Raw genomic sequence first — 24,234 nt, 5'->3', positions numbered from 1 at the left:
TTTACGGATGGATTATCCAGCCTTGGTGCTGCCGCCCAAAACGCCCGCCACCCAGTCGAAAACATATTGCGAATGCATGATCATATTGTCGACACCGCAATGCTCGGTGCTGCCTTCTGACACGGTGAAAATCTTGTATTCGACAGCCGGACTGTTCACCGCCTCGGCAACCGTCCGGTCGGCGTGCCAAAGCGGCACTTGCCGGTCGTTCTCGCCATGCACGACGAGCAGCGGCACCTTTATCTTGTCCACGACGCCGTTGAGATCGCGTTCGGCAAAGGCGCGCCAGGCCGCCTCCAGGTCCGTTTTGCCGGTCACCACCTTCATATGGTCGTCGAGATCCGACAGGCCCGCCGTTACCGACATCTCGCCACCGTCAAAGCGACCCATATAATCGTCGGCATTGTAGAAAGCGCCCACGCACGCAACGCATTTAAGGCGTTTCTCAAACGCCGCCGCACGCGGAGCGTCATATCCACCGTTGCTGATCCCCGCGACGCCGATCCGGTTGCCGTCGATCTCCGGACGTGCGGCCAGATAATCGAACCACAGGCCTGCGACTTTTTCCGAGTTCACCTGCTTGTGAATTTGGTGCAGGCGCATCGCCTCGCCGGTACCTTCCTGATCTATGAAAAGAACCGCGACGCCCCTTTTGGCAGCGTCCTCAGCGTAAAAGGCGTAGTGCATCTCTTTGATGCTGTCGAAGCCATTGAAGAAGATGACGGCCGGGTGCGGCCCTGCCCCTTCCGGCAGGCTGAGAATGCCAGCCAGTTCCTTGCCGTCACCGTAGGAAATGGTGACGCGCTCGGCGCGATCGCCCCGGAGATTCAGCGCCTCATAGAAACGCTTCTGCGCCTTATGATAGGCATAGAGCTTGCGCCGATCCTGCCATGGCATGTTCCGCTCGGCCATCAGAAAGTAATTGGCGGCACGGAAATAATAACTTCCCGCCGAATAAAGCCAACCCCGCTCCTTCATCTCGTCGCCAAGGCGCTCCAGTCGCTGCCCGACGGTCGACCAGCTTTGATACCATGCCTCTGCCGCCACCGTATGGGAAACCCCGGAAACCAAATTGGATAGCGGCCTACATATATCCGCTATTTCCGACATTTCAGCACCCATGGCGATGGAACATGCCACAGTAAGACTCCAAGGATAATTGGTCGGAAAATATTCAAACATATGCTGACCTCCGTCCCGCCTCTCCGGGGGAATATAATTGTTTAGAAGTTGAAGTTGAAGTTGAATGATGCCAACGCACGGCGCGGCGCACCCAGGCTGCAGCCGACGCAATTGCCCGACGCGTCAGGCGCGGCAAATATGGCATAGTTTAACTCGTCATAATATTTCGCCTTCGGAAGATTTTCCACCCGCAGGCCTAGATCCATTTCTGGCACGTCAATCAGCAGCTCATTACGCTTGCGCGCCGTAACGACGATGTCGCCCACCCGCACCGAATCTTCGGCCGCTGGCACCTGGGATCCTTCTTCGACTTGAGCCCGCGCCTGCACGGGCCATGAAGCACACAACGCCCCGAGCGAAGCGAACAACATACCGTTTGACACTCGCACAGGCCACTCTCCATTCATTTGTGCGATCTCACATTAGTGTCTTGACCACTTTTTGTCAACACATCGCGTCGCATCATATATGCCAAAGAATCTCCTATAAATTGCTGCATTACACTGCCTTGTCGAGATGGCCTTGCGCCGCTTCCAAAGCTCTCGCTTGCACTAAGGCGTTTTTTCTGAAATCACAGTTCTCGAAAAGGCGCATGTGAAGGAGCTATGAGGATGGCAACCGGAACGCGGGAAAGCAACACACGCGACACACGCCCGGTCGTTTCCGATGACTGGTCGTGGCGCAGCACTGCATATGCCTGGTGGGTCGTCTTCGTCCTTGCGCTCGCACTCACCCTATCGCTGATGGACCGGATGATCATGGCACTGATGATCACGCCAATTCAGCGCGATCTGGGGCTTGGCGACACCGAAGTCAGCTTGCTTCACGGCCTGGCTTTCACGATCCTTTACGTGTTCGCCGGTTTCCCGCTGGGGCGCCTGGCAGACCGAGGGAGCCGACGCACCCTGACGGGAGTGAGCGTCGCGGCCTGGAGCGCGATGACGGCACTGTGCGGAGCGGCCAACAACTTTGTTCAGCTGTTTCTAGCGAGAATGGGCGTGGGTGTCGGCGAAGCGGGCCTGTCGCCTGCCGCCATATCGATGGTAAGCGACTATTTCCCGAAAGAGGAGCGCGCGCGGCCGCTGGCCTTCCTGACGATCGGAACAACGGCGGGTGCCGGCATCGCCCTGATGGTCGGGGGCAGCATCGTAGAGATCATCGGAAGCTCAGGCGACGTTAACCTCCCGCTTCTGGGTCAGCTGCGCGCGTGGAAGGCCGTCTTCGTCATGCTGGGCCTTGCTGGCATTGCTTTTGGCGCAATCTTCCTGACCGTTCGGGAACCTCCCCGCCGGGAACGGCTTTCGCCCGACGGCCTGCCCACTCCGTTGGAGGTGGCGAGACTGGTGGGCCGGCGCGCGGCCTTTTTCGTGCCGCAATTCTTCGGACCCGCTCTGACACTGCTGGTGCTCATAGGGTTTCACAGCTGGATGCCAACCATGCTGCTGAGGAAGTTCGGCTGGGCCGTGGCTGACGCGGGATATGCCTATGGAGCATTGATCGCGATTGGAGGCATTACCGGAGTGCTGCTTGCCGGCTCCATCAGCGTGCGGCTCAACGGGCGAGGCGTAAAGAAGACGGAACTGAGCCTTGCATTATGGTCAGTGGTCGGCGCCCTGCCGTTTCTCGTGGCAGCACCGCTTATGCCGAATGGCATTGCCGCACTTCTGGTTGCGTTTCCCGGCATAGCGCTCCTGAGCATCCCTCCCGCGCTGGCGCCCGCGATATTGCAGAGCGTAACGCCCAACGAGATGCGGGGTCAGGTTTTTGCCATCCATCTCTTCGTCATGTCCCTCTTTGGCTATGCGGCGGGACCGCTCGTCGTCGCCATCATCACGGAATCGATTCTGGGCGATCCGCAGTCGCTGAATGTCTCGCTCTCGATCATCGCAGGCGTGGCGTTACCCCTGGCGGCGCTGAGCAGCCTGATGGCGCGCCACAAGGCAAGCATGTGAAAAGAAAACAAAAGGATCTGGGACAATGAGCAGCATTTTTCCTAAAAATCTCATCGAACTGTCGTTGCTATTCTCTTTCTCGCCCATGGTTTTTCACGGCTCTGCCTTGGCCAATGAGCCTGCCAGCACCAAGCCTGAAAAGCCGACAGTCAAATTCTACATGCCTGAGGATGTCGGACCCATGACGCGGGAGGACTCCAGCTCCCTCAAGAACGGCATGTCGGTTCATCGCCGTGTCATTAGCAAACCCAAGGACGGATCCGTCCTTATGGACGTAGGGTATAATAGTTTCAAAGCCGGCGCTGGGTCGGACAAACCCTATGCCTATTCCAAAGATGAGCTCTGTTATGTTGCTTCAGGCGAAATCTACGCACAGAGCGAAGGCAAGGAAGTGTTTGCCAGGGCGGGCGATTTCATGTGGCGTCCTGCCGGAGCCGCGACTCATCAAACAAAGGTCCTGAAAGACGCCGTCACGATCTGTGCGTTCGCACCGGCGCGCGATGATGAGTGGAGTCACCGTCTGCCTCAGTCGGAAATAGGCAAATGGGACGGAGACCCGGAAAAAAAGCCGCATGTCATCTTCCGCAACTACAAGGATGTACAACCCATGACCCGGCCGGGCAGCCCGGATTATAGTGACGGCCGTGTCGTTCATCGCCGCATTTTCACCAAGCAAAGGGATGGAGCGGTCTACATCGATGCCAGCCACAATTTCTATAAGGAGGGCAAGGAAACGGGCCCCTATTCATACACCCATGACGAAGTCTGCTGGCTGGAATCCGGCGAGATCGAAGTCACAAACGATGGCGTCACTCATATAGTCCGGACCAATGAATTCATGTGGCGTCCGGCGGGAGCCAAAACCAACCATGCAAAGATCCTGAAGGATTCTGTTTCGATATGTTTCTTTGCGCCAGCCCGTGACGACGAATGGAGTCATATCGTATCAGCCGCATCCGGTGGTGAATAATATCATGTGAGGTGCCGGATCGCCTCGGCAAACATATTGGCGATCCGGTCGATCTGATCGCACGTGACAATCGGCGCCACAATGTCGCCCGTCACACGGAAAAGCAGGCCCCGCTCGAAATAGTGGGCGAACAGATCAAATGCTCGCGCGCCTGCAGCTCCCGGGTGCGGTTCCAGTTCAATGCCGGCGACGAGCCCGATTGTACGGATATCGATGATATTAGGTAGCCCGGCGCGCCCATGCATGACGCCTTCCCAATAGGGGTCGAGTTCAGCGCCGCGCGTGAACAGCTCTTCCCTTTGATAAATATCAAGCGCCGCTAATCCAGCCGCACAGGCAACGGGGCGGCCTGAATAGGTATTCCATAAAAAATTCTATCTGCGATTCCGGCCCCTGGACGATCGCCGAATGGACATTCTCGCTTACAAACACCGCTCCCATGGGAACGGCTCCATTTGTAATACCCTTGGCTGTCGTGAGGATATCGGGCGGAACGCCGAAATAATGGCGGCGAAAGGCGCTTCCAGACGGCCGAAACCGGTGATGACCTCGTCAAAAACGAGAAGAATGCCGTGGCGATCGCAGATCGCCCGCAATCGCTCCAGATAACCTTTGGGCGGCAACAACACGCCCGCCGAGCCAGTAACCGGCTCGATAATGACCGCCGCAATGGTCTCGGCGCCATGGAGCGGAACCAGCCGCTCAAGGTCATCGGCCAATTCGGCGCAGTATAGGGGCAGGCCTTTGCTGAAGGAGTTTCGTACAAGATCATGCGTGTGGCGCAAATGAGCGCAGCCTGGTAATTCCAGAAACATACGGCGGTTGTTGACGATCTCGCCAACAGAGAGGCCACCAAAGCCTACACCATGATAGCCGCGCTCGCGGCCGATCAGACGGGTTCGGGCACCTTGACCAACCGCGCGCTGATAGGCCAACGCAAATCTTGAGAGCTGCGTCCCCGGACTCCGACCCGGAATTCGTGAAGAAAATATGGTTAAGCCGCGCTGCCTCGCCTCCAGGCGCACAAGCCGCAAGACGATTGGCGAATTCGAAGGCGATCGGATGCCCATCTGAAAGATGGCTTAATCCAATGTCCGCAGTTGCTGTTCGACTGCTTTGGCAATCTCCCCGGCATTCACGTACCAAAGACCGGCCATTCCGTCGAGTACAGGCCGACCGTCTGAACGTGTATAATACAAGCTCTCCGCGGCAGCGAGAAGATGCGGAGCGGCCTTGAACTGCCGATTGGCCGTGAACGGCATCCAATAGGTATGAAGAGTGGGCTCTTGAACCAGCGGCCGGTGAGGCATGGGAAGTTCCCGCAACAGTCGCATTCAAAACGACGGCTGCCTGAATGCAGACTCATTCCGTGCACTGAAAGAATTGCTCTGGCCGCCCGACGAGCGGCCAGATTGTAGATTCACTTGTTTCAGAAATTGGCGCGCACGGTAACGCCCCAGGTCGTTGGCGGTCCGAAATGGCTTTGATAGGAAGGCTCACCGTTCAGAAAATCATTGACGGGAAGCACGAACAGGCCAAATCTGGATGTCCCCAGCCGGACACGTTCGTTCGTCAGATTTTTGCCCCAGAGCTGAATTTCCCATTGTTTGTTGGGGAAAGTGTAGCTTATCGATGCATTGACAATACCGTCATATTTCGTGCCCTGAAGAGGGTCGTTTTCCGGTGTTGTGTAAGCCAAGCTTTTGTAGGTATAGTCACCTGAAAACTTTATCTCAGAGCCACCAGCTGTTTCCAGCGTGTAGCTCGCTCCAAAAGACAAGGAATGTTTAGGAGTAAAAATGGTGGTATTGCCGCCGAAATCCTCACCTTCCAGAACCAGTTCCTTATATTTGCCTTTCTGGTAGGCGTAGTTCAACCAGAGATCGAGACCACGCGCGGGAAGCGCGACCATTTCAATCTCGACGCCCTTGTTGGTTGATGAACCGGAGTTTCCGACGATCGTTTGTCCGGTGCCGTTGAAGAAACGGACCTGCAGATCGGTATAATCGACATAATAGCCCGCAATGTTGACCTGCAAGCGATTGTCGAAGAATCGGGTTTTGAGCCCCAGTTCATAGTTCCAGGCATATTCCGGATCGAACGGCACCTCTGCGCTCGCAGGCAACTCAAACCCGGAGGCAAAGCCGCCGCTTTTGAACCCGCGAGAAACGGTTGCATAGCCGAATATGCCATCCGCAAGATCCGCATCGATCGTGAATTTGGGCGTCACTGCGGACCAATGTTTGCTCACCGCGACGTCATACACTTCTCCACACTGAAGGCCCGGCAGAATACAGACGGTGTTTCCGTATTTCTTCTCCCAGGTGTAGCGGGCGCCGGCCGTCAAACGTATGGCATCGGCGACATGGTAAGTGCCTTGCAGAAATGCGGCATAGGATTTGGTCTTGATCCGCTGGCCCAATATTTCGGGAAATGGAATTCCTGCAACTGTATCCAGAAAAGATCCCGGCGGTCCCTCCAGATGGAGGCTCTCAATCCGTGCGTAATCATTGAAGAAATAATATATGCCGGCAATATAATCCAGATCGCCGATTTTGTTCGAAAGACGCAGTTCTTGCGAGAATTGCTTGATGTCTGCGTCAATATCAGTGAAGTGAACTGCGGGAAATGGCGTTCCGTCGGCATCGGTGGCCGTGTTGTGCTGGCTCTCGCGATAGGCGGTTACGGATACGATCTCGCCTTGATCCAGCTTGTAGCTTATCCGTGCATTTGCGCCCCACATCGTCCTGTCATACCCACCGTCCAGGTCTTGGCTCACCCTGCCCGGCTCAGTTATGGTTCCGACGACCGGAAGTGCGGGACCGAGATAGATGCGCGAAATTCCGTATGATTTATCCCGGGAATAGTCACCACCAACCAGGACTTCGATACGATCACCCGGTGTCCACCGCAACTTGGCGCGGCCGCTGACCTGATCATCCTGATCCAGGCGCTTACCAGTGAAGGTGTTAAACGTATAGCCGTCCGAACTGCGCGAGCTGAAGGAAATCAAGCCGGACAGTTCATCTTCGACCAGTGGACCGCTCAAGCTGCCGCGAACATCGAAACGATTGAATCGGCCTAGTGTGACTTCGGTCTTGGCGACAACCTCATCGCCGGGGTTCCGTGTGATGATGTTCAACGCACCCCCGACGACATTCTTGCCGAATATGGTGCCCTGGGGCCCACGCAGGATTTCTATCCGCTCAAGATCGAAAAGGTCGAAATCGAACGTCGATGGGTTTCCCATATACACGTCGTCAATGAAAACACCGACAGCCTGATCCGCGCCAGCGGAATCTTCAACGGACCCTGCGCCACGGATTGCTATCGTCGTTTGCGTCTTGATGGGCTGACTCATGCTGAAACCAGGGATGCGCGCGCCAACCTGACCAAAGTCCACAATGCGGTCATTTTCAAGAGCACCGGCACCTAGCACACTAACGGCCAGAGCCGTTTTCTGCAGCGATTGCTCTCGCTTCTGAGCGGTAACGATGATGTCTCCGAGACCAAATTGGGCGCTGTCGTTGTTCGATTCCTGCGCCATAGCTTCTCCACTCAGCAGAGATGCCGCCATTAACGCCACGACTGCGGACTTGGCCGAAAAAACGCGTTTTGCATGTCCGCCGAGCAATCGGAAGACCGCTCCTTCCCTTCTGGAATTTAGGATTTCCCCTTCGAAGCTCCCTGAAAAGATTGGCATTGTTTCTCTCCCTCTTGGCGAGTTTACAGGTGTCAGAGGTGTGCGGGCATTGGTTGAAAGACACGTCTTTCCCTTCCCATCTAACAGCGGGGAGCATTCAAGCACCCCACCCCTCTTATTCTCTGAGATCACTGATCTATAAACGGATGTATCGCCGATTAGGGATTTGTGCAAGAGCTGCTTTGACACGGAAATTTGGCAGATCATCCGAAATAAATGGCGATCAATGAGAACTTTTACCCAGGAAGTCAGTGTTGGAGGCGGCCAGACCCCATATAAATCGGCCAGGGAAAAATGACGGCTTGACAGGATTATGTGCGATCACACATTGAGCGATACTCATGTTTGCCTGAACACTACGCAACCGAATGATGAAAGTAGGGACCGATGGGAGGGAGAGATAGACCATGATGGAATATTTCCCGGGCGTGTATTGGCCCAATCTACTCTTTAACAACGCGATGGCCTCCGGCGCGACTGCCGGCGACATGGATGACGCATGCCGATCCGCTCAAGCCGTGATGCGGTCAGGAAAGAGCGAAAATGACAAGGAATTCAAGGAAGCCCTGATTTCAGGATTTACGACTGTCGCGGACAAGTTGGACAGGCTGATCGCTGACGATCTACGAATGAAGCGCGCTATCAGCGCTGGAGACAAATCGTTCAGGCTTACCGCCATCCTCAACTGCCTCGAACTGTTGATGGACGATTTCTACGACCCGAGAAAACTGACTGTCTTTGACAGGCAGAGGGCGGCCTTCAAGCGTGCGCTCCAGCTTTCTGGTGGTGAACACCGGCGATCCAGGTTCATTCAGGTGCCCTTCGAGGGGATGAAGCTGGACGCCCTTTTCACGCCGGCCGATCGCGAGGGGCCCGCCCCTGTGGTGATCCATCTCAATGGTACACACAGCACAATCGAATGGCAGTATCTTATCGGCATTGTACAAAACCTCGCGACGAGAGGAATTGCGTCCCTGAGCATAGATCATCCAGGATCAGGCACAGCGCGTTATCATCATGGATTAAAATACCGCCCAGACTCCGAATATTACACCGGTGCCATCATCGATCATATCAGCACTCTTCCAGAGGTCGATCCAACCCGCATCGGCGTTTGCGGAAGCAGCTTTGGTGGCTATTTCGCCCCGCGCGCGGCAGCGCGGGAAAGCCGTATCGGCGCGTGCGTCGTCTGGGGGGCGACCTATAAATTCCCGACCCATCGCTATTTCCCCAACGGCAAGCCAAAAAATGGGACCCCTTTACCCTCCGCCTATGATGAAGAGCGGGCGCGGCAGCAGCGCTGGTCGCATGGCGCAAAGGACAATATTGACCTCTATGACAAGATGGAGAGCTACAATATTTCGGGCGACATTGGAAAGATCAAGGTGCCCTTGTTAATCGTGCACGGCAAAAATGACCCGCAATCGCCAGTAGCCATGGCAAAGCGAATGTTCGTCGAAGCGAGTGGCAGTCCGCGCGCCGAACTCATGATTATTGGGCCAGAAATTGGAGGAGACATGCACTGCAATGTCGATAATCCGCGAACCACCACAAACGCTATCAGCGACTGGCTGAGCGAAGTGTTCGAAGTCAGGCGGGCCTGATGGCCTTCATATTTGACATTTGCGGGAGGTAGCGATGGTCGATGTTTCGCGGCGGCATTTCACCAAGGTTGGACTTGCTCTTTCAGCAGGCTTGGCTGCAACCATGACGGGCATATCGTCCCTGGCGACGGCCCAATCTTCTGACCAGAACGCTGTTCATCCGACGATAGACCGCTGCGCGCGACGCTTGCTCGACATCTGGTTCAGCAAACCGGCAGACTCTGCGTCTGTGATCGATGGAATATTCACTGAGCTGGACAAGGTCGTACCGGTCGGGAGCGTCTGGATGTTTCATACTGATCAGGCAATGCTCATAGGTGTGCGTCCCGAGACGCCGACTGCGGGAGTTCAGACCGGACTCGAGCCTCGTCCGCTATCCAATGGCCAGCGACTTGCCCTCCTGCTGGGCTATCCAAAGCTCGACCAATCGGCCAACTCGTCGTTACAGAAATTCAGCATTGCTGATAACATCCATATGCGGGTGATGGCTGGAGAGGGAGCTTCCAACTGGAGGGTGGTCATGGCACTGCCAGACCGAATGCCCGACATGCCGCCTGCTACTCTTGGATATTGGAATATTCCTGACGGATGGACCTTCAAGAGCATGCCGTAAACATGACACGCTTGCAGGTCAGGAAAATCGCCCGGTGCGCGGCGGAGAACAAATTCAAGCTTGATATCGAAGAGACGACACAATGACCAAGCGCACCTCCGATACGGCAATCTCACCACTTTTCCTCGAACGCTGGTCGCCGCGGGCTTTTGACGGTTCTGCCATGCCGCGCGAGGATATGCGCACGATCCTCGATGCAGCCCACTGGGCACCGTCTTGCTTTAATTATCAGCCGTGGCGGTTCGTCTACGCCCATCGCGACGATGAAGCTTGGGACAGGTTCATCAATCTGCTTATCCCTTTCAATCAATCATGGGCAAAAAACGCTTCGGTGCTGGTGTTCATCTTTTCAGAGACAATCATGGGCAGCCCTGAAAAGCCCTCTCACAGCCACAGTTTCGATGCTGGGGCCGCATGGGCGCAAATGGGTCTGCAAGCACTAATGCTGGGATATCATAGCCACGGCATGGTCGGCATTGAGTTTGACCGCATTCCTTTGGAACTCAACATGCCCGAAGGTTTCCGCATCGAAGCCGCGGTCGCCATCGGCCGGATCGCGGACGCGACCGACCTCCCTGAAAAGCTGCGCGAACGCGAAAAGCCGAGCGGTCGGAAACCGATTGAAGAAATCGCCTTTTTACATTGCTTTCCGCACAATTAATTGGGCGTCAGGTTGAGCAGGCTGGAACGCTTGAAGATTTCAAGCACCAGCGGGTCATATTCTGCGGCTCGCACCGTTACATAGAATTCAATGGGCCGGGGATCCTCGGCTCTTGCGATCCTCACCAGCGAACCGTCGGTCATCTGCTGGATGACCATCGGCTTCGGAAAAAAAATGCCATACCTCCTGCCGCTGTGACAATAGCGATCATCGAACGGACATTGTTGCACAGATTAAGCGACCTATAGGGCATGTCGGCAGCGGCAATCGCATTCCGCATCGCCTGATAGAGTGGCGAATGACTCGCAAGCGACCAGACCTCGATCGTATTCGCTTGCTACCAAGGCTATACCGGTGCCAAGGCAGCCGATGCCGCCGCCGGCCATGGCATCCAACTCGAGGTCGTCAAATTGCCCGAAGCAAAGCGCGGCTTCGTTCTCCTGCCGCGTCGATGGGTGGTCGAACGATCGTCCGCATGGCCCGCAAAATTTCGCAGGCTGGTCAAGGACTACGAACGATACGCCCACACCCTCGCAGGATTACACGTCGTCGCTTTCGCTTGCCTCATGATAAAGCAAGTCGCAGCTCTCGCCGCGGGTTCATAACAGTCTCTAGTCCCCGAAGGCCGTTCACACCATCAACTTTCCTTGGCGTTTGCGGGCTGAGCGGAGGCGCCTATTCCACGGACACTCCGCTCACGCGCCTGCTGATGCTGGACAGGTCGATCGCCGTTTCGTTCTTCAGCCGCTCCATCGAGAAGGTAGAACTGACATCGGCCAGTTCCGGCACGGTGGCGATCAGCCGACGATAGACCCGATCATAATGGGCGATGTCGGCGATCACGATCTTCAGCAGATAATCGACGTCGCCGGTCATGCGGTGGCATTCGACGATCTCCGGGATCATCAGGATACCCTTAGCGAAACTGTCCAGCCAATCTTTGCTGTGCCGGTTAGTACGGATTGAGACGAAGCAGGTCATTCCAAGCCCCAGACGTGCCGTATCAATGATGGCGGCGCGACGCTGGATGATGCCCAGATCCTCCAGACGCTTGATCCGGCGCCAGCAGGGATTGGCTGATAGCCCCACTTCCTCGCCAATCTGCTGCATCGATAAGGACGCGTCGCGCTGAAGCACGTTCAGGATGCGAACGTCTATAGAATCAATTTTGATATCTGTGTTCATATATGGGATATAATAATCCATATATCCATAAATGTCATACGAATTGGGATAATTTTCGGCAATATTAAAACTAATATGCTCTTCACATTCTAGGGAGGCATATATGTCGGTCAACCCATTCACCGATCATCCAGGCGCCATCGGCGAAACCTATTTCGAACATATGCGGGCGGCGGCCGGTTTCGGTATCCGCATGGTGGCGGGTGGGATCGCTTGCCTGTGTCACGGCTTGTTTCCCTTCCTGTTCACCACCACCGGCAGTGACCAGATCCAGCTGCTTCATCGGCGCATGGTCACCCATCGGGTTGGAGAGCATGACAATGTCCAGCTGACGCACCGTCAGGCGAGATGAGTCTGTTGACGGTCCGATCGTCGCTGCCGGGCCTGATCCTGTGCGCAATGATCTCCCTCGGCGCGTTGCTGCTTGAACATGTCGAGTTGATGGTCACCGGCCATCGCTGGCTTGAAGGACTTGTCCTCGCGATCCTGCTGGGCACCGCATTGCGCACGATTTGGACACCGCCACAACGCTTCGACACGGGCATCCAATGTGCGGCCAAGACGATACTGGAACTGGCCGTGGCACTGATGGGCGCGACGATCAGCTTGGGTACGATCCTCGCCGCTGGCCTGCCCCTGATGGCGGGCATCGTCGCGACCGTGTTCGGCGCGATCGCTGCCAGTTTCCTGCTTGGCCGCGTGTTCGGCCTGCCGTCGCGCATTGCCATGCTGGTCGCGTGCGGCAATGCCATTTGCGGCAACTCTGCGATCGCCGCTGTCGCACCGACCATCGACGCGGACAGCAAGGACGTGGCCACCGCCATCGCCTTTACCGCTGTATTGGGTGTGGTGGTGGTCCTGGTATTGCCCGCGATCTCAGGAGAGCTGCAACTCAGTCCGCTGGCCGGTGGGGCGCTGGCTGGGTTAACCGTCTACGCCGTACCGCAGGTGCTGGCGGCCGCCGGATCGATGGGACCCGCGGCGTTGCAGATCGGCACCGTCGTGAAGCTTGTCCGCGTATTGATGCTGGGACCGGTCGTGACCTGTCTATCGTTGTTCGCCGCCCGTCGCGCCAACCGACAAGGCGTGCCCGACAGCCGCCGCGCCGGCATCACCCATTTTCTGCCACCCTTCATCATTGCCTTCCTGTTGTTGGCGTTACTGCGTTCGCTGGGCGCTTTACCCGATATGCTGGTGGCGCCGGCCGGCAGCGCCAGCGGTATGCTGACAGTGCTGGCCATGGCAGGACTGGGACTGGGGGTGGATTTGCGCAGCGTCTGGGCGGCGGGTCCGCGCGTTATCTGCGTCGTCGTCCTTTCGCTCATCGCACTGGGCGTGATGGCTCTGTCGGTGCTGCGCTTCGTCGGCCTAGCCTGATCGATTTCACCGATCGTCGATTTTTTTGGAGAATTGATGTGCCCCCCGTCGAGTGGCCCAAGGACTGTGATAGTCTGGACCACGAATGACCCTGTCCCAGTTCTGCCACCGGCCAGAACGAGAGATCCGGCGCTTCATCGGCCGGGGTTAACCCCGGCCGATGAAGCAAATTCGGCAGGCGTCATGAACCCCAGGGATGTGTGAGGTCGGGTCTCGTTGAAGTCCCTTCGCCACGCCTCGATCTTGCTCCTGGCGTCGTCCAAAGACAAGAACCAGTGTGTGTTCAGGCATTCATCCCGCAACCGACCATTGAAGCTTTCGACAAAGGCGTTGTCGGTGGGCTTTCCAGGCCTGCTGAAGTCCAGCGTGACACGGTTGATGTAGGCCCAGTGATCGAGCGCCCGGGAGATAAATTCCGGGCCATTGTCCACCCTGATCTTGGCGGGCGGCCCGCCGCGCTCGAATAGCAGGCGATCCATGACGTCGACCACCTGCTCACCCTTGATCCCCTGATCGACGTGGATCGCCAGGCACTCGCGGGTGTAGGCATCGACGACGGTCAAGGCACGGAACCGCTTGCCGTCGAAAAGGGCATCAGACACGAAGTCCATCGCCCAGATCTCGTTCCTGCTCGAGGGTAGCGGCCGTTCCACCCGCCGCGCCGCCATGACGTGCCGGCGGGGGCGTTTTGCCCGCAAATTCAGGCCTTCCAGGCGATAAGGCGATGCACGCGCTTTACGTTTACCGGCCATGTGCCGCATGACCTGATATTCTTCAGTAATGCCGTTGCCGCCGTGCATATCGCGAGCGGCGCGCGCGATATCGAGGGCTTTGCCGACATTGTTGCGTTTAACGATGGAAACCATTTCCGGCGCGAAGCGGCCCTCGTCCATCAGCCGACCCACGCGCAGCGAGGCCTGCAGCCCCAGCGCAATGTCCGTCACCATATCGGCGAGCTTCTTCTGGTAAAGCTGGTTGGCGGCAAGCGGACGGCCAAATTGCTTGCGGTCGAGCCCATAGGCGCGCGCTGCTTCGAAGCAATATTCCGCAGCTCCCAGCGCACCCCATGAAATGCCGTAACGCGCACGATTGAGACAGCCGAACGGCCCTTTCAGCCCCTCCACATTGGGCAGGAGGGCATCCTCGCCAACTTCAATATCGTCCAGATTGACCATGCCGGAGATCGAGGCGCGCAGGCTCAGCTTGCCCCCGATCTTGGGCGCGGACAGACCCTTGACTCCCTTTTCGACCGCGAACCCGCGAATGGCCCCGTCATGGGCATCCGACTTGGCCCAGATGACGAACACATCCGCGATCGGAGAATTCGAAATCCAGGTCTTGTTTCCGTTCAAACGGTACCCGCCATCTGTCTTCATCGCCCGAGTGCGCATCCCGCCCGGATCGGAACCGGCATCCGGTTCGGTAAGGCCGAAGCAGCCGATCCATTCACCCGATGCCAATTTCGGCAGATAGCGCCGTTTCTGCTCTTCCGATCCGTAAGCGTGGATCGGATACATCACGAAACTCGACTACACTGACATCATGGAACGATAGCCGGAATCGACCCGTTCGACTTCGCGCGCGACAAGGCCATAAAGGAATCCCCGGTATCGATGGAATGTCGCGTTACCGAAGTGATCCGGCCCAAGGATCTTGATGGCAACATAACCGCGACGAGGCTGGTGATGGGTCAGGTCGTCGGCGTGCACATCCGGAGGGATCTGTTGCGCGACGGGATCTATGATACGGCTGCCGCCCGACCCATTCTGCGCGGCGGCGGGCTCGGCGACTATTTCGAGATATTGCGCGAAGGCCATTTCTTCATGCCCCGTCCCCCGGCTGACTGACACGACTCTCCGCCGGTCGAACCGTTCAGGAGGCCGGCTCGTCCTCCAGCTCCGCCAGCTTGCGCAATTCCTGCCGCGCCAGAACAGCGCCGGCATCGACCTTCACCGGCACCGCCTGGTGATGCTGGCGGCCGCACCAGAGGAAGAAGCAGCGCAGGTCGGCGACGATCAACGATGATAGGAAGGCCAAACAGTCCCCCGCCACCGCCCACGACATTGCCAGGGGCATCAATGCGCAGATAGGGCAGGGTCGCGGTGAATTGGAACCGGCCGGTCGCGATACGCAAACTCGTGGGAATGGACGTGGTTTCGACCTTTTTCGCTGTGCCAAAAGGTCCCGTCCTGATATTCGATCCCCGTCGAAAGCTCGGCGCCCGCGCCCATCGGTGACCGGGTCACGCTCGATTGCTCTCCGATTTGGTCCGCCGCCCCTGCAGGCGAGACGATCGCCACAGTTGCGATTGCGGCCGATAGGACATGACGCACGACTTGTTCCCCACGCTTGATGCTTCCGTTGGGAAACGGTCGGCGCGGGCGGTTTAATCCATACCGCCTTCTCAAATTCAGCTTCTCAGCTGGCAGCGAACGAAAAATCGCAGCAAGCGAAGCGGAAACACTCCGATCGGAGCTTGAAAGCAGGCGGCCCGCCGCGCCCGTGGTTGCAGTTATAGCGAAGCGGCATTCTCGGCGACTTCCAACGCAGCGCGTTCATGATGCCGGCGATGTCCTTGCCGGCCGCGAACAGGTTGTTGGGGATTCCGATGCGGTGAACGGACAAAGAAGACCGCATCCGGTGCCCCATATCCATTCCGGCTGACGGACTGACTTTGCTGCAGGCGCATCATTTTCTGACGCCTTTCAGCATCCGCGCCGCCGCGTTGGCGGAGGGCGCCAGTTTGCGGCCATAACGGAGCGCGGTCGCGGTGGAGGTCCAGCGTAACGCCTGCGCAATCGGTCCCGCATCCTCACCGCTGGCGAACAGGTCCTGGGTCAGGCCCACCCGCAGCGAATGGGTGCTGAGCGCGTCGACCGCCTCGGCCAGATCGGTGCCCATCAGATCGACCAAGCCCTGATCGGCCGCAGCCAGCGCGGTACGCTTGATGATCAGCCGCACGGCGGCAGGGGTCAGCGCGTCCTCCCCGATCGTGTAGGTCGCGGTCGCCGCGCGCGCCGGCTGCGCCGCCATGCGGTCGCGGTCGACCTGGGCATGATAGGCGAGATCACTGATGGCAAGCTCGCGGCGCGCCGCACGAGCCTTGGTCCGCACCACCGCCACCCGGCGGAACAGCACGCCGCCCCTGATCGCGGCCACATTGACCCACAAGGCCACGCGCCGCATCGTATCGGGCGAAAGCCACACAAAAGCCCCCCGCCCTTCCTGGTCGGTCTTCGAGCGCGCCAGCTCGAGCAGGCCGGAGCCGTCCTCTTGAGGCTCGATCCGGTCGAGGTCCACCGCCGCCAGCTCGGAGACGCGCAGACCCGCGTCATAGCCCAGCGACAACAGCGCCGAATCGCGCAGCCCCACGACATCACCGCCGCAGGCTTCGAGCAGGACCGACAACGTGAATCCCTTGACCGCGTCGCGTCCGATGCCCTCGCCAAAACGCAACGGGCCGGCCTGACGCTGCCGCACCCCCACCCGCCGCCGGTGCCCGCGCAGCGCATCACGCACCACCGATCCACGAAGCAGGCTGGTAAGCCCGAGCAGTTGGTGCGCCACCGCGAGCGAGGACAGGCGCCGCGACACGGTCGCAGGCTTGAGCCGACGCGCCTCGCAATATTCGAGATAGGCCACGAGCCGCGCTTCGCTGGCGGGCAGGCCGATCCCGCCCTGTTTCTCCGAGAAGCGCGCATAGCAGTCGCAATCGACCGCGAGCGCCTTGATGCTGGCGGGGGCCCGTGCCTCGAGGCTCTTGCGGAAGGCGAGCGCGTCCAGCGCGGCGCCCTCCCCCGCGAGTTCCTGGAGCAAGGCGACGAGCTGGGCCTCGCGATCCTGCGCGGAACCAGATTGGCGCCGGGGCAGTTTGGCCTCGCCCGGCGCCAGCACCGTCACGATCTCCCCGGACACCGCGGCCGTGCCCGCGGACAGACGCTGAGCGCGCGGAGTGGGAGACAAGGCGGATTTGGCGCGCATGTCAGTTCGACAAAACCGGCGGACCGGAAAATCTAGAGATATCAATCGTCATCCTGCTACAATACCTCCGGACTCTCGCCCGCCCACCCCATTTCTGATACAAAACCGGCGGACCCGGCAACACGAGTCCCTGGCACGATCGGGGGTAGGCCATGGCCGAAACGGGCACAGCTCTTACGAGAGCGGATTCTACAGCCTGGAGTACAGCTTGCAACCGCGAGCCTGCTATTCGTGCGCTCACCAACCTGCCCAAGATCACGCGCGCAGCGATGTCAAAGGCGAGCGCTGACCTGGGCCTCAGCAGAACGCGCATCTTCGAACTTGTCGCGCGCTACCGCGAAGCGCCAGTGACCAGCTCCTTGCTTGACCGGCCTGAAGGGTTTCCCAAGGGGCGGTCTCGCCTGGCGCCGGAGGCAGACCAGCTCGTTGCCACCAGTATCGAACAATTCTTCTTGCGCCGTCCGAAACCTACGCTCGCGCAATTGGTGCGCGATATCCGGCATGCTTGTCATGAGCACGGTCTACGTGCACCCACGCGCAGGACCATCGAAGCTCGCGTTGCCGCGATCAAGCGGGAGCGCCTCACCAGAGCGCGGGATGGGGCAAAGGCCGCTGCTGACCGCTATCGGCCCGTGACCCGATCCTACATTGCGGACTACCCGTTGCAGGTGGTCCAGATGGACCACACGCTCGCCGACATCATCATCGTCGACGAGCATTTCCGCAAGCCGCTCGGCCGGCCGACCTTGACCCTGCAGATCGATATCGCAACGCGGGTCATCCCGGGCTTCTACATCTCGCTCGAAAGCCCGTCGGCGACGTCCGTCGGCATGGCGATCCGTCATGCGGTCCTGCCGAAGATGGCCTGGCTAGAGGATCGGGGTATCCAACTCGATTATCCCGTATCCGGTATCCCCGATACGCTCCATCTCGATAATGCCCGGGAGTTCCATTCGCGGGCGCTTGAGCGCGGCTGCCAGCAACATGGCATTGCGCTCAAATACCGACCCAGGCGCACGCCGCACTATGGCGGCCACATCGAGCGGCTGATCGGGACCGCGGTCGGCGCTGTGCATCTCCTGCCGGGAACGACCTTCGCCAATGTTGTGGCCAAAGGAGACTACGACGCGGAAGGGCGGGCGTGCATGACGCTGCGCGACTTTGAGCGTTGGTTCACGCTCGAGGTTGGCGTTTATCACGGCTCGATCCACAGCGCGCTTGGCGTGCCACCGCTCATGGCCTGGGCCGAGGGACTCGACAGGCGCTCCGAGCCGCTCCGCCATCCGGCTGATCCTTCTGACTTCCTCCTGGATTTTCTTCCCTTCGAGATGCGGAAGATCCGGCGCGAGGGCATCGAACTGTTCCATGCCTTCTACTGGCACGGCGGATTGACCCTCCCCGGAGTGGGCGGCGATCATAAGCTCCCGATCAAATACAATCCGCTCAATCTCTCGGCGGTCTATGTCGAGCTACCCAATGGCGGTCATCTGACCGTGCCGCTGCGCGATCGACGGCGGCCGCCAATCACGAAATTCGAGCACGATCTGGCGGTGAAAGCCCTGCGCGAGCGCGGGCGCCAGGCGGTGGATGAGCAGTCGCTCTTCGACATGGTCTGCGAGCAGCGCCGCCTCGTTCTTGACGCGATCCACAAAACCAAGGCCGCCCGGAAATCCGCGCAGCGCGTTGTCTATGCCCTCGAAGTAGGTGTCCCGCCTTCCCAACAATTTCTGCCTTCGGCGCTGCCCCCATTGCCCGAGCCGGACGATACGGAGCCCATTGTCCCGTTCCAGATCGAGGAACGACTATGACTGACCTCTACGATCATTTGTTTCCTGCATATCGCGAGCAGGCGGGGTTATCCGATGAACAGCGTATCGACTGGCTGCGGCGGGATCGATGGGTTTCGCTTCCGCAAGCCGAAGCGGCGCTCGGCAGGCTTGAGGATCTGCTGACCTATCCGCAGCGTGGCCGCATGCCTTGCTTTCTCCTGTTCGGATCGACCGGGATGGGCAAGAGCGAAATCCTCAGCCGCTTCGCCGAACTGCACGCCACCAGTTACGACAAACGCGCCGGCCTCACGGCCATGCCGATCGTGATGGTGCAGATGCCGCCGCAGCCGACCGAGGAGGAATTCTACACCGAGCTTATGCGGGCGATGAACTATGCCGAATTCGACCATATCAGCCTGCGATCGCTACGCTCGCTCGCGCGACGGACCCTTGGCGAGTTCGGAACCAAGGTGCTTGTTCTCGACGAAATCGACAAGATGCTGGCGGGCTCGCCGCGCCAGCAGCGGATATTCCTCAACACGATCCGCTTTCTGACCAACGATCTGCGCATCCCGATCGTATGCGCGGGCACGGAGGATGCGCGCATCGCGATCCTCACCGATTCCAATCTTGCTGACCGCTTTGCAGCTTTCGAGCTTGCAGCATGGCGCAACGATCACGCCCTACGCCAGCTAATGGCGAGTTTCGCGGGTTTGCTCCCCTTGCGCCGTCCGTCCCGGCTCGATGACCACGAAGCCCGGCAACGCGTCATCGCGCTGACCGAGGGCGTGACAGGTCGGATATTCCGACTGATGGAAGCTGTCGCCATTGGGGCGATCCGAAACGGCCGCGAGATGATCGACGCCGACAGCTTCGACGACGACGAGCTATTGCTGCCGCTCCTGTCGATGCAAGTGATTGCCAGCTCCAAACGGGCGATGCGCCGGCGCGCGGCATGACCGCGCCCAATGGTCCGCTCGCTGACGAACTGCTCACGTCCTGGTATGCGCGCCAGCGTCGATCGCGGCGTGGACGAACGCTTTCGGCGCCCAAAGCCGTTCGAGATAGTAAGGGCGACTGGCGACACCCGGATATTCGTCCGACAAGGGCTTGGCTGAGAGCCACTGCGGATAGCCTGGACGTGTCGGCAAGTCACTTGTTCGAGCATAGCATTGGAAGGCAATACCCCGCCCTACCGCTCGATTTTCTCACCTGGCTGTATCAACCTCATCCGGCTGATTATGCCGAATACATTGCCACGCCGAGGCTGGACATCTCCTGGTGCAGCCGGTGCCTCGCAGAAGGTTTTGCCAATGGCGAGCCAGCCTATATCCGGCGCCAATGGGTGCTGGCCGCTTCAGGGTTCTGCCACCGGCACCACTGGCCACTGGAGGATCGTTGTAATGCCTGCGGTTCACTGGATTGGCGCTTTGCGGCGCCTGCCCGTGGTCCGCTACGAATGATCTGCAACGCATGCTGGCGACCGCTGGAGAGAGCCTCAGTGTCGACGCTCGACGCGGAAAAGGCGGCTCGGGTCTGCTGGGATCACGTCATTGCGTTCGAACAGCAGCTCATGGGCGCCATGGCAGGCAAAACGCCCGATCAGTTCCGCTTCAACTTCACATCGGCCAGCCAACTCCTCGAGCAGGTGCGAGACATTTGCAGCCTCCTAACCCGAGCCCCGCTGGGCCACGATTGTTGGGGATGCAGGACAAGGGCCATCGGGCTCAATGATATCGCTTGCGACGCGATGACGCCCGGCAGGCGGGGCGATCGATTTCTTTCCTACGACGCGCCGAGTCCGCTCGCAACCGCGTCGCCCCTCCTGCGCCGATGCCTTCTTGCTGCTGCATACGCAATCGTTGACCCTGATCCTGGGACGAGCGCTGCGCTGTTCGGTCCCGACGCACCGCTGGCAATCGACATCTTCGTCTCCGGGATGAATCGCGAGCTGCTTGACAGTTATCCCGCCGGAACACGACACTGGTCCCCCACGTTCATTCGGCAATTTGGGGCTGCAAAGCAGCGAAAAATGTCGCGATCGACCATCGTCAGGTATCAAATGAGCTTCGCCCTCAACGCAGCCTTTGCGTAAGCGGAGAGGTCATACCGCACGGCCCCCGTCAGCCCCCCGCTCAAGCGTCAATCAAATGCAACTTCTCGGCTTGCGTAATCACTCGCCTAGCGCACTCAGGCGGCAAGCGCGGCTCGCCTATGGCCGCCCCCAACCCGAGGCGCCTGTGGCGGTGCCAGTCCGGTGGTTTGATATCAGAGTCCGGAGGTTTGGTATCACCCTGACGCGCTACGTCGCAGGAAGCGCTGGAGTCCGGTGGTATTGGGAAACTGACACATGGCCGGGAGTATAGCAGCAAAAATGTCGATGTCACTATCGATAAGACCCCAATCTCGTGCAGATGTGCGGATGTTCCTTTCGGATCAACAGAATTTCTCAAGCCCCAGCAGCGGCTGGCAGCGAAGGGTTGAAGCGTTCACCTGATCGAAGCATCGAATGCATGATGACGGCGAGCTTGCGCGCAACGGCGACGGTGGCTCGCTTGAAGCCGACCTTCTCTATGAGGTTCAGTCCCCAAGAGCGTAACGCGTTCTCTGCCTTTGACCGTGTGAGAATGGCCACGGCGGCTTCATACAGTAGTCCACGCAGATGGGCGTCTCCGCGCCTGGAAATATGCCCGTCAAAATCTACTTCGCCTGATTGGTAGCGCTTGGTCGTGAGGCCGAGCCAAGCGCCTACCGATCGAGACTTCCTGAAATTGCCCGGATCCTCGACCGCTGCCACAAAGGAGGAAGCTGTGACGCTACCGACACCAGGAACTGCCATCAGCAGTTGGCATTGTTCATTGCGGCGCACGGAGACAACAAGTTGCTTGGTCAATTGTGCGATACGCGAACGCAGCATCTTCCAGGCATCGAGAAGCGGCAGAATAATCTGTTCAAGCCCTTCAACGCTGGGAGCCAAGTTGCGCACATGGTTTTCGAACACGTGGCCGCCGCCCTTGGGCACAATCAACCCGAACGTCTTCATGACGCCACGGAGCTGGTTCGACATCTGCGTCGTCATCTTGAGCATCTTCTTGCGCACCGCGTGCAGCGTGCGCATCAGCATACTATCGTATCCCTTGACTCGAACTTCGCGATAAAATCCTACCTCGCAGATATGTGCCAGGCCGTCCGCGTCGTTCTGGTCGGTCTTGTTGGGCGCCATATCGAGGGCGGCCTTCGCGTGGCGAGCATCGATGCAGATCGCCGGCAAGCCTTCAGCAATGAGCGCATGGAAGAACCACACCGAAAGCGGCCCTGTTTCAAATACGAGGCGCTGTACGTTCGGCGCACGCTTGCGGATAAGCGAAGCGATGATCATGGGATCAGATGCGCATTTGCCGCGCCAGATCCGCTTTCCGCCTTCGCGAACGGAGAGATAAGTCTCTTTCATCGAGACGTCCAAGCCGATAAACTGGTGCATGGTTGTCCTCCAATCGGTGTCAGGGCTCGGTCTCAAACGTGAGCCCCTATTTCCATCCTATCGGGGGACAACCAACGTACAAATGCCTCGCACTATGAGCTGGTCACCGACCCGGCGATTACTCTATGTACCAGATCGGCTATCTGAGCGCGGATCGCTGTGGATGGGTGGGCGGCAAGATCCGGCAAGATCAGGATGTGCGCGCGATCTTTCAACAGGCGACCAGGGATGGCGCGGTGATCCGCGTTCATCTCGATGGGCAGGACCCCACCCTGCCTCCGCCGCCACCAGAGCCGGTGGCACCCGAGCAGGGCGCGCCGCACTACGAGGGTGATCCGGATTCTGGATTTTGGCCCGACTTTATCCCGCCAGACGAATAGAGCGCGATCGCGTTCGACTGATCAGTGCTAATTGCCGCGATAAGGCTCGCAGGCGATTCCATCGCCATCGCGGTCAAGATGCGCGCCAAAGCCCGGTTGTCCGGCATAGATCGGGGCCGCGCCGGCGTTTCTCGCCGCTCGGCAGTTGGGATAAGACCAGCTTGTGTCGGATGGCTGTGCCGAGATCAGGCCTCTCGGCATTGCTGCTGCCAAATCCGCCCGCTTATGCCAAGCCACTGTGCCCAGAACGGACACGGTGACGATCGCGATAGCGCCGAACATATAATAGAGGGCCACGCCCACTTTCGACGCCGGCCGATGGGCGATCGGTCGCCTCCTCGGCTTGAACGGCACGACTGTTGACCGTCTTCGATACGGCATGCCCCCAACTCCCTCCGCGCCGAGTAGAGAACAAGGCATGGCCGTCGTCAATCCGGCACGCGGTGCCCTGCTCGCCGCACCCACCATCGCCCGCATAGTGAACGATGCCGTGCGATACTGCTATGTTCGCGCCTCCGGGACTCGCTGGAGACAGAACCATGGAACTTGGAACCGAACTCGCCATTCGCGCCGTCATTCGCGGCCTTTTCCACAGCGATGCAATCGACGCTCGTCAGGTGCGAGGGGTTATGAGCGCTTTGGCGGACGCAGCCGGCGCCGCGCTTGACCGACGAGAGGCTGACATTTCCAAAGCGCTGACCAAGCTCCGCAAGGGCATTCACGCCGATACGGCGGTTTCGCCGGCACCGAACGACGGCTAACGCCTCGTCCAATAGGCAGGCGCCATGAGTGCCTTTCCGCGCTCGCCACATCGCTTGCAGCGGAGGCGGTCAGCCGCTTCGGTCACAGAGCTGTCAACGCGGAACCGAACAAGTATCTGATTTGACGGAATATTGACGGTGCGGACACAGGCGCACTCGATCCGCATGTCGATCCGCGACTCCGCCCAATCCTGAAGGGTCGCAAATTTGATCGACTGCATCCATCCAGCGCTTCTACCGCCCGGATCGCGACACTCAACGTCGACTTGATGTCGGCAACAAGAATGAAATGCGCGTTGAAACAAGCTCCTGATATTGAACGCAAACCAGGAACGCTATATGCTCGCGACGGAGGTACAGCATGTACAAGGTCGATATGGATATGTACGCGCTAACGCAAGACAATCCCGACGGACCAGTCGTCCTTGTCGTCGATGATACGAGCCTCGACTATGCATTGCGGCACCAAGAAGCCGCGCCAGCAACGCTGGGCAACGTGATTGGCTTTGGAATGGCATTCGCGCTTTTGAGCGGATTTATCGTCTACATGGCGACCGCGATCTAGGGTCAGGACCCATTGATGTGATCGACGCGATGTGATTCAGGCTTCCTGAG

General features: G+C 58.8%; 24 protein-coding genes and 4 pseudogenes. 15 read left to right on the top strand and 13 right to left on the bottom strand.

Features of this window, described 5'->3' with window-relative positions:
• Positions 1-12: 12 nt before the first annotated feature.
• The gene (locus tag RUH75_RS06085; protein ID WP_313803194.1) at positions 13-1,047 is read right to left on the bottom strand and encodes an alpha/beta hydrolase; all 1,035 of its coding nucleotides are present in this window, start codon (positions 1,045-1,047) and stop codon (positions 13-15) included.
• Positions 1,048-1,223: 176 nt separating this feature from the next.
• Complete coding sequence (locus tag RUH75_RS06080) at positions 1,224-1,553, bottom strand: hypothetical protein (RefSeq protein ID WP_313803192.1); 330 nt, start codon at positions 1,551-1,553, stop codon at positions 1,224-1,226.
• A 240-nt stretch (positions 1,554-1,793) separates the two neighbouring features.
• Here RUH75_RS06080 and RUH75_RS06075 point away from each other — a divergent pair, with 240 nt between their 5' ends.
• Positions 1,794-3,134 (top strand): MFS transporter, encoded by a 1,341-nt coding sequence (locus RUH75_RS06075; protein WP_313803190.1) that lies wholly within the window; start codon positions 1,794-1,796, stop codon positions 3,132-3,134.
• Positions 3,135-3,159: 25 nt separating this feature from the next.
• Positions 3,160-4,104: a hypothetical protein gene (locus RUH75_RS06070; RefSeq protein ID WP_313803188.1), complete on the top strand. Its 945-nt coding sequence runs from the start codon at positions 3,160-3,162 to the stop codon at positions 4,102-4,104.
• A 2-nt stretch (positions 4,105-4,106) separates the two neighbouring features.
• Here the strand turns inward: RUH75_RS06070 and RUH75_RS06065 are convergent.
• Both RUH75_RS06065 and RUH75_RS06060 read right to left on the bottom strand, forming a co-directional pair.
• A pseudogene (locus RUH75_RS06065) lies at positions 4,107-5,039 on the bottom strand (aminotransferase class III-fold pyridoxal phosphate-dependent enzyme).
• Between the two features lie 494 nt (positions 5,040-5,533).
• The gene (locus RUH75_RS06060) at positions 5,534-7,807 is read right to left on the bottom strand and encodes a TonB-dependent receptor (protein ID WP_313803186.1); all 2,274 of its coding nucleotides are present in this window, start codon (positions 7,805-7,807) and stop codon (positions 5,534-5,536) included.
• A gap of 407 nt (positions 7,808-8,214) precedes the next feature.
• On the opposite strand from RUH75_RS06060, the gene RUH75_RS06055 reads away from it, so the two are divergent.
• From RUH75_RS06055 to RUH75_RS06045, 3 genes are all read left to right on the top strand, one after another.
• On the top strand, positions 8,215-9,411 hold the full coding sequence (locus RUH75_RS06055) for an alpha/beta fold hydrolase (protein ID WP_313803184.1): 1,197 nt from the start codon (positions 8,215-8,217) through the stop codon (positions 9,409-9,411).
• A gap of 34 nt (positions 9,412-9,445) precedes the next feature.
• Positions 9,446-10,024, top strand: a complete 579-nt coding sequence (locus RUH75_RS06050) for a hypothetical protein (RefSeq protein WP_313803182.1) — start codon at positions 9,446-9,448, stop codon at positions 10,022-10,024.
• 82 nt (positions 10,025-10,106) lie between these two features.
• A complete protein-coding gene (locus tag RUH75_RS06045; protein WP_313803180.1) occupies positions 10,107-10,685 on the top strand; it encodes a nitroreductase family protein in 579 nt (192 codons plus the stop codon).
• On the opposite strand, the gene RUH75_RS06040 is transcribed toward RUH75_RS06045, so the two are convergent.
• On the bottom strand, positions 10,682-10,828 hold the full coding sequence (locus RUH75_RS06040; RefSeq protein ID WP_313803178.1) for a hypothetical protein: 147 nt from the start codon (positions 10,826-10,828) through the stop codon (positions 10,682-10,684). The genes RUH75_RS06045 and RUH75_RS06040 overlap by 4 nt on opposite strands.
• Positions 10,829-11,026: 198 nt before the next feature.
• On the opposite strand from RUH75_RS06040, the pseudogene RUH75_RS06035 reads away from it, so the two are divergent.
• Positions 11,027-11,290 (top strand): annotated as a pseudogene (locus tag RUH75_RS06035) (transposase); the annotation flags it as partial.
• Positions 11,291-11,360: 70 nt separating this feature from the next.
• Here RUH75_RS06035 and RUH75_RS06030 read toward each other — a convergent pair.
• Positions 11,361-11,870 (bottom strand): Lrp/AsnC family transcriptional regulator, encoded by a 510-nt coding sequence (locus tag RUH75_RS06030; protein ID WP_313803280.1) that lies wholly within the window; start codon positions 11,868-11,870, stop codon positions 11,361-11,363.
• A 103-nt stretch (positions 11,871-11,973) separates the two neighbouring features.
• Here RUH75_RS06030 and RUH75_RS06025 point away from each other — a divergent pair, with 103 nt between their 5' ends.
• Both RUH75_RS06025 and RUH75_RS06020 read left to right on the top strand, forming a co-directional pair.
• Positions 11,974-12,222: a DUF6356 family protein gene (locus RUH75_RS06025; RefSeq protein WP_313803176.1), complete on the top strand. Its 249-nt coding sequence runs from the start codon at positions 11,974-11,976 to the stop codon at positions 12,220-12,222.
• Positions 12,219-13,247: a putative sulfate exporter family transporter gene (locus RUH75_RS06020; protein ID WP_313803174.1), complete on the top strand. Its 1,029-nt coding sequence runs from the start codon at positions 12,219-12,221 to the stop codon at positions 13,245-13,247. Before RUH75_RS06025 ends, RUH75_RS06020 begins: the two co-directional genes overlap by 4 nt.
• A 134-nt stretch (positions 13,248-13,381) precedes the next feature.
• Here the strand turns inward: RUH75_RS06020 and RUH75_RS06015 are convergent.
• Positions 13,382-13,998, bottom strand: a pseudogene (locus RUH75_RS06015) (IS3 family transposase); the annotation flags it as partial.
• Positions 13,997-14,842: pseudogene (locus tag RUH75_RS06010) on the bottom strand (acyl-CoA dehydrogenase family protein); the annotation flags it as partial. The pseudogenes RUH75_RS06010 and RUH75_RS06015, both read right to left, overlap by 2 nt.
• 18 nt (positions 14,843-14,860) lie before the next feature.
• Between RUH75_RS06010 and RUH75_RS06005 the strand changes: the two are divergent.
• Positions 14,861-15,094, top strand: a complete 234-nt coding sequence (locus RUH75_RS06005) for a hypothetical protein (protein ID WP_313803284.1) — start codon at positions 14,861-14,863, stop codon at positions 15,092-15,094.
• Positions 15,095-15,119: 25 nt separating this feature from the next.
• Here RUH75_RS06005 and RUH75_RS06000 read toward each other — a convergent pair whose 3' ends face one another.
• From RUH75_RS06000 to RUH75_RS05990, 3 genes are all read right to left on the bottom strand, one after another.
• Positions 15,120-15,323 (bottom strand): hypothetical protein, encoded by a 204-nt coding sequence (locus RUH75_RS06000; protein WP_313803172.1) that lies wholly within the window; start codon positions 15,321-15,323, stop codon positions 15,120-15,122.
• A 342-nt stretch (positions 15,324-15,665) separates the two neighbouring features.
• The gene (locus tag RUH75_RS05995; RefSeq protein WP_313803170.1) at positions 15,666-15,896 is read right to left on the bottom strand and encodes a hypothetical protein; all 231 of its coding nucleotides are present in this window, start codon (positions 15,894-15,896) and stop codon (positions 15,666-15,668) included.
• Positions 15,897-15,935: 39 nt separating this feature from the next.
• Positions 15,936-17,273: an integrase gene (locus RUH75_RS05990; protein WP_313803168.1), complete on the bottom strand. Its 1,338-nt coding sequence runs from the start codon at positions 17,271-17,273 to the stop codon at positions 15,936-15,938.
• A gap of 107 nt (positions 17,274-17,380) precedes the next feature.
• Here RUH75_RS05990 and RUH75_RS05985 point away from each other — a divergent pair, with 107 nt between their 5' ends.
• From RUH75_RS05985 to RUH75_RS05975, 3 genes are read left to right on the top strand one after another with little or no spacing between them, the layout of a single operon-like run.
• The gene (locus RUH75_RS05985; RefSeq protein WP_313803166.1) at positions 17,381-19,036 is read left to right on the top strand and encodes a Mu transposase C-terminal domain-containing protein; all 1,656 of its coding nucleotides are present in this window, start codon (positions 17,381-17,383) and stop codon (positions 19,034-19,036) included.
• Entirely contained in the window at positions 19,033-19,956 is a 924-nt protein-coding gene (locus tag RUH75_RS05980) for a TniB family NTP-binding protein (protein WP_313803164.1), read from the top strand. Before RUH75_RS05985 ends, RUH75_RS05980 begins: the two co-directional genes overlap by 4 nt.
• Entirely contained in the window at positions 19,953-21,092 is a 1,140-nt protein-coding gene (locus tag RUH75_RS05975; protein WP_313803162.1) for a TniQ family protein, read from the top strand. Before RUH75_RS05980 ends, RUH75_RS05975 begins: the two co-directional genes overlap by 4 nt.
• 354 nt (positions 21,093-21,446) lie before the next feature.
• Here RUH75_RS05975 and RUH75_RS05970 read toward each other — a convergent pair whose 3' ends face one another.
• Positions 21,447-22,478 carry an IS110 family transposase gene (locus RUH75_RS05970; protein ID WP_313803161.1) on the bottom strand — a complete coding sequence of 344 codons (1,032 nt, stop codon included), beginning with the start codon at positions 22,476-22,478 and terminating at the stop codon, positions 21,447-21,449.
• Positions 22,479-22,603: 125 nt separating this feature from the next.
• Between RUH75_RS05970 and RUH75_RS05965 the strand changes: the two genes are divergently transcribed.
• On the top strand, positions 22,604-22,858 hold the full coding sequence (locus RUH75_RS05965; RefSeq protein WP_313803159.1) for a hypothetical protein: 255 nt from the start codon (positions 22,604-22,606) through the stop codon (positions 22,856-22,858).
• A gap of 27 nt (positions 22,859-22,885) precedes the next feature.
• On the opposite strand, the gene RUH75_RS05960 is transcribed toward RUH75_RS05965, so the two are convergent.
• Positions 22,886-23,239, bottom strand: coding sequence for an excalibur calcium-binding domain-containing protein (locus tag RUH75_RS05960; RefSeq protein ID WP_313803157.1), 354 nt, complete (start codon positions 23,237-23,239; stop codon positions 22,886-22,888).
• 158 nt (positions 23,240-23,397) lie between these two features.
• On the opposite strand from RUH75_RS05960, the gene RUH75_RS05955 reads away from it, so the two are divergent.
• Both RUH75_RS05955 and RUH75_RS05950 read left to right on the top strand, forming a co-directional pair.
• The gene (locus tag RUH75_RS05955) at positions 23,398-23,619 is read left to right on the top strand and encodes a hypothetical protein (protein WP_313803155.1); all 222 of its coding nucleotides are present in this window, start codon (positions 23,398-23,400) and stop codon (positions 23,617-23,619) included.
• Between the two features lie 361 nt (positions 23,620-23,980).
• Complete coding sequence (locus RUH75_RS05950) at positions 23,981-24,184, top strand: hypothetical protein (RefSeq protein WP_313803153.1); 204 nt, start codon at positions 23,981-23,983, stop codon at positions 24,182-24,184.
• The last annotated feature ends 50 nt before the right edge of the window (positions 24,185-24,234 follow it).

The organism is Sphingobium sp., from assembly GCF_032153725.1.
Classification (GTDB): Bacteria; Pseudomonadota; Alphaproteobacteria; order Sphingomonadales; family Sphingomonadaceae; genus Sphingobium.
Note: the sequence above shows the minus strand (reverse complement) of the source record. Positions and strands in the feature narration are given on the sequence as shown.

What these genes read in the sequence shown, in the direction of transcription:
- RUH75_RS06005 (WP_313803284.1), top strand. Translation starts at nt 14,861, where the DNA reads ATGGAATGTCGCGTTACCGAAGTGATCCGGCCCAAGGATCTTGATGGC.
- RUH75_RS06055 (WP_313803184.1), top strand. Translation starts at nt 8,215, where the DNA reads ATGATGGAATATTTCCCGGGCGTGTATTGGCCCAATCTACTCTTTAAC.
- RUH75_RS05995 (WP_313803170.1), bottom strand. Translation starts at nt 15,896, where the DNA reads ATGGGGCACCGGATGCGGTCTTCTTTGTCCGTTCACCGCATCGGAATC.
- RUH75_RS05955 (WP_313803155.1), top strand. Translation starts at nt 23,398, where the DNA reads ATGGAACTTGGAACCGAACTCGCCATTCGCGCCGTCATTCGCGGCCTT.
- RUH75_RS06050 (WP_313803182.1), top strand. Translation starts at nt 9,446, where the DNA reads ATGGTCGATGTTTCGCGGCGGCATTTCACCAAGGTTGGACTTGCTCTT.
- RUH75_RS05960 (WP_313803157.1), bottom strand. Translation starts at nt 23,239, where the DNA reads ATGCCGTATCGAAGACGGTCAACAGTCGTGCCGTTCAAGCCGAGGAGG.
- RUH75_RS05975 (WP_313803162.1), top strand. Translation starts at nt 19,953, where the DNA reads ATGACCGCGCCCAATGGTCCGCTCGCTGACGAACTGCTCACGTCCTGG.
- RUH75_RS06020 (WP_313803174.1), top strand. Translation starts at nt 12,219, where the DNA reads ATGAGTCTGTTGACGGTCCGATCGTCGCTGCCGGGCCTGATCCTGTGC.
- RUH75_RS05970 (WP_313803161.1), bottom strand. Translation starts at nt 22,478, where the DNA reads ATGCACCAGTTTATCGGCTTGGACGTCTCGATGAAAGAGACTTATCTC.
- RUH75_RS06025 (WP_313803176.1), top strand. Translation starts at nt 11,974, where the DNA reads ATGTCGGTCAACCCATTCACCGATCATCCAGGCGCCATCGGCGAAACC.
- RUH75_RS06000 (WP_313803172.1), bottom strand. Translation starts at nt 15,323, where the DNA reads ATGCCCCTGGCAATGTCGTGGGCGGTGGCGGGGGACTGTTTGGCCTTC.
- RUH75_RS06070 (WP_313803188.1), top strand. Translation starts at nt 3,160, where the DNA reads ATGAGCAGCATTTTTCCTAAAAATCTCATCGAACTGTCGTTGCTATTC.
- RUH75_RS05965 (WP_313803159.1), top strand. Translation starts at nt 22,604, where the DNA reads ATGTACCAGATCGGCTATCTGAGCGCGGATCGCTGTGGATGGGTGGGC.
- RUH75_RS06045 (WP_313803180.1), top strand. Translation starts at nt 10,107, where the DNA reads ATGACCAAGCGCACCTCCGATACGGCAATCTCACCACTTTTCCTCGAA.
- RUH75_RS05950 (WP_313803153.1), top strand. Translation starts at nt 23,981, where the DNA reads ATGTACAAGGTCGATATGGATATGTACGCGCTAACGCAAGACAATCCC.
- RUH75_RS05980 (WP_313803164.1), top strand. Translation starts at nt 19,033, where the DNA reads ATGACTGACCTCTACGATCATTTGTTTCCTGCATATCGCGAGCAGGCG.
- RUH75_RS06080 (WP_313803192.1), bottom strand. Translation starts at nt 1,553, where the DNA reads ATGTTGTTCGCTTCGCTCGGGGCGTTGTGTGCTTCATGGCCCGTGCAG.
- RUH75_RS06040 (WP_313803178.1), bottom strand. Translation starts at nt 10,828, where the DNA reads ATGACCGACGGTTCGCTGGTGAGGATCGCAAGAGCCGAGGATCCCCGG.
- RUH75_RS06060 (WP_313803186.1), bottom strand. Translation starts at nt 7,807, where the DNA reads ATGCCAATCTTTTCAGGGAGCTTCGAAGGGGAAATCCTAAATTCCAGA.
- RUH75_RS05985 (WP_313803166.1), top strand. Translation starts at nt 17,381, where the DNA reads ATGGCCGAAACGGGCACAGCTCTTACGAGAGCGGATTCTACAGCCTGG.
- RUH75_RS06030 (WP_313803280.1), bottom strand. Translation starts at nt 11,870, where the DNA reads ATGAACACAGATATCAAAATTGATTCTATAGACGTTCGCATCCTGAAC.
- RUH75_RS06075 (WP_313803190.1), top strand. Translation starts at nt 1,794, where the DNA reads ATGGCAACCGGAACGCGGGAAAGCAACACACGCGACACACGCCCGGTC.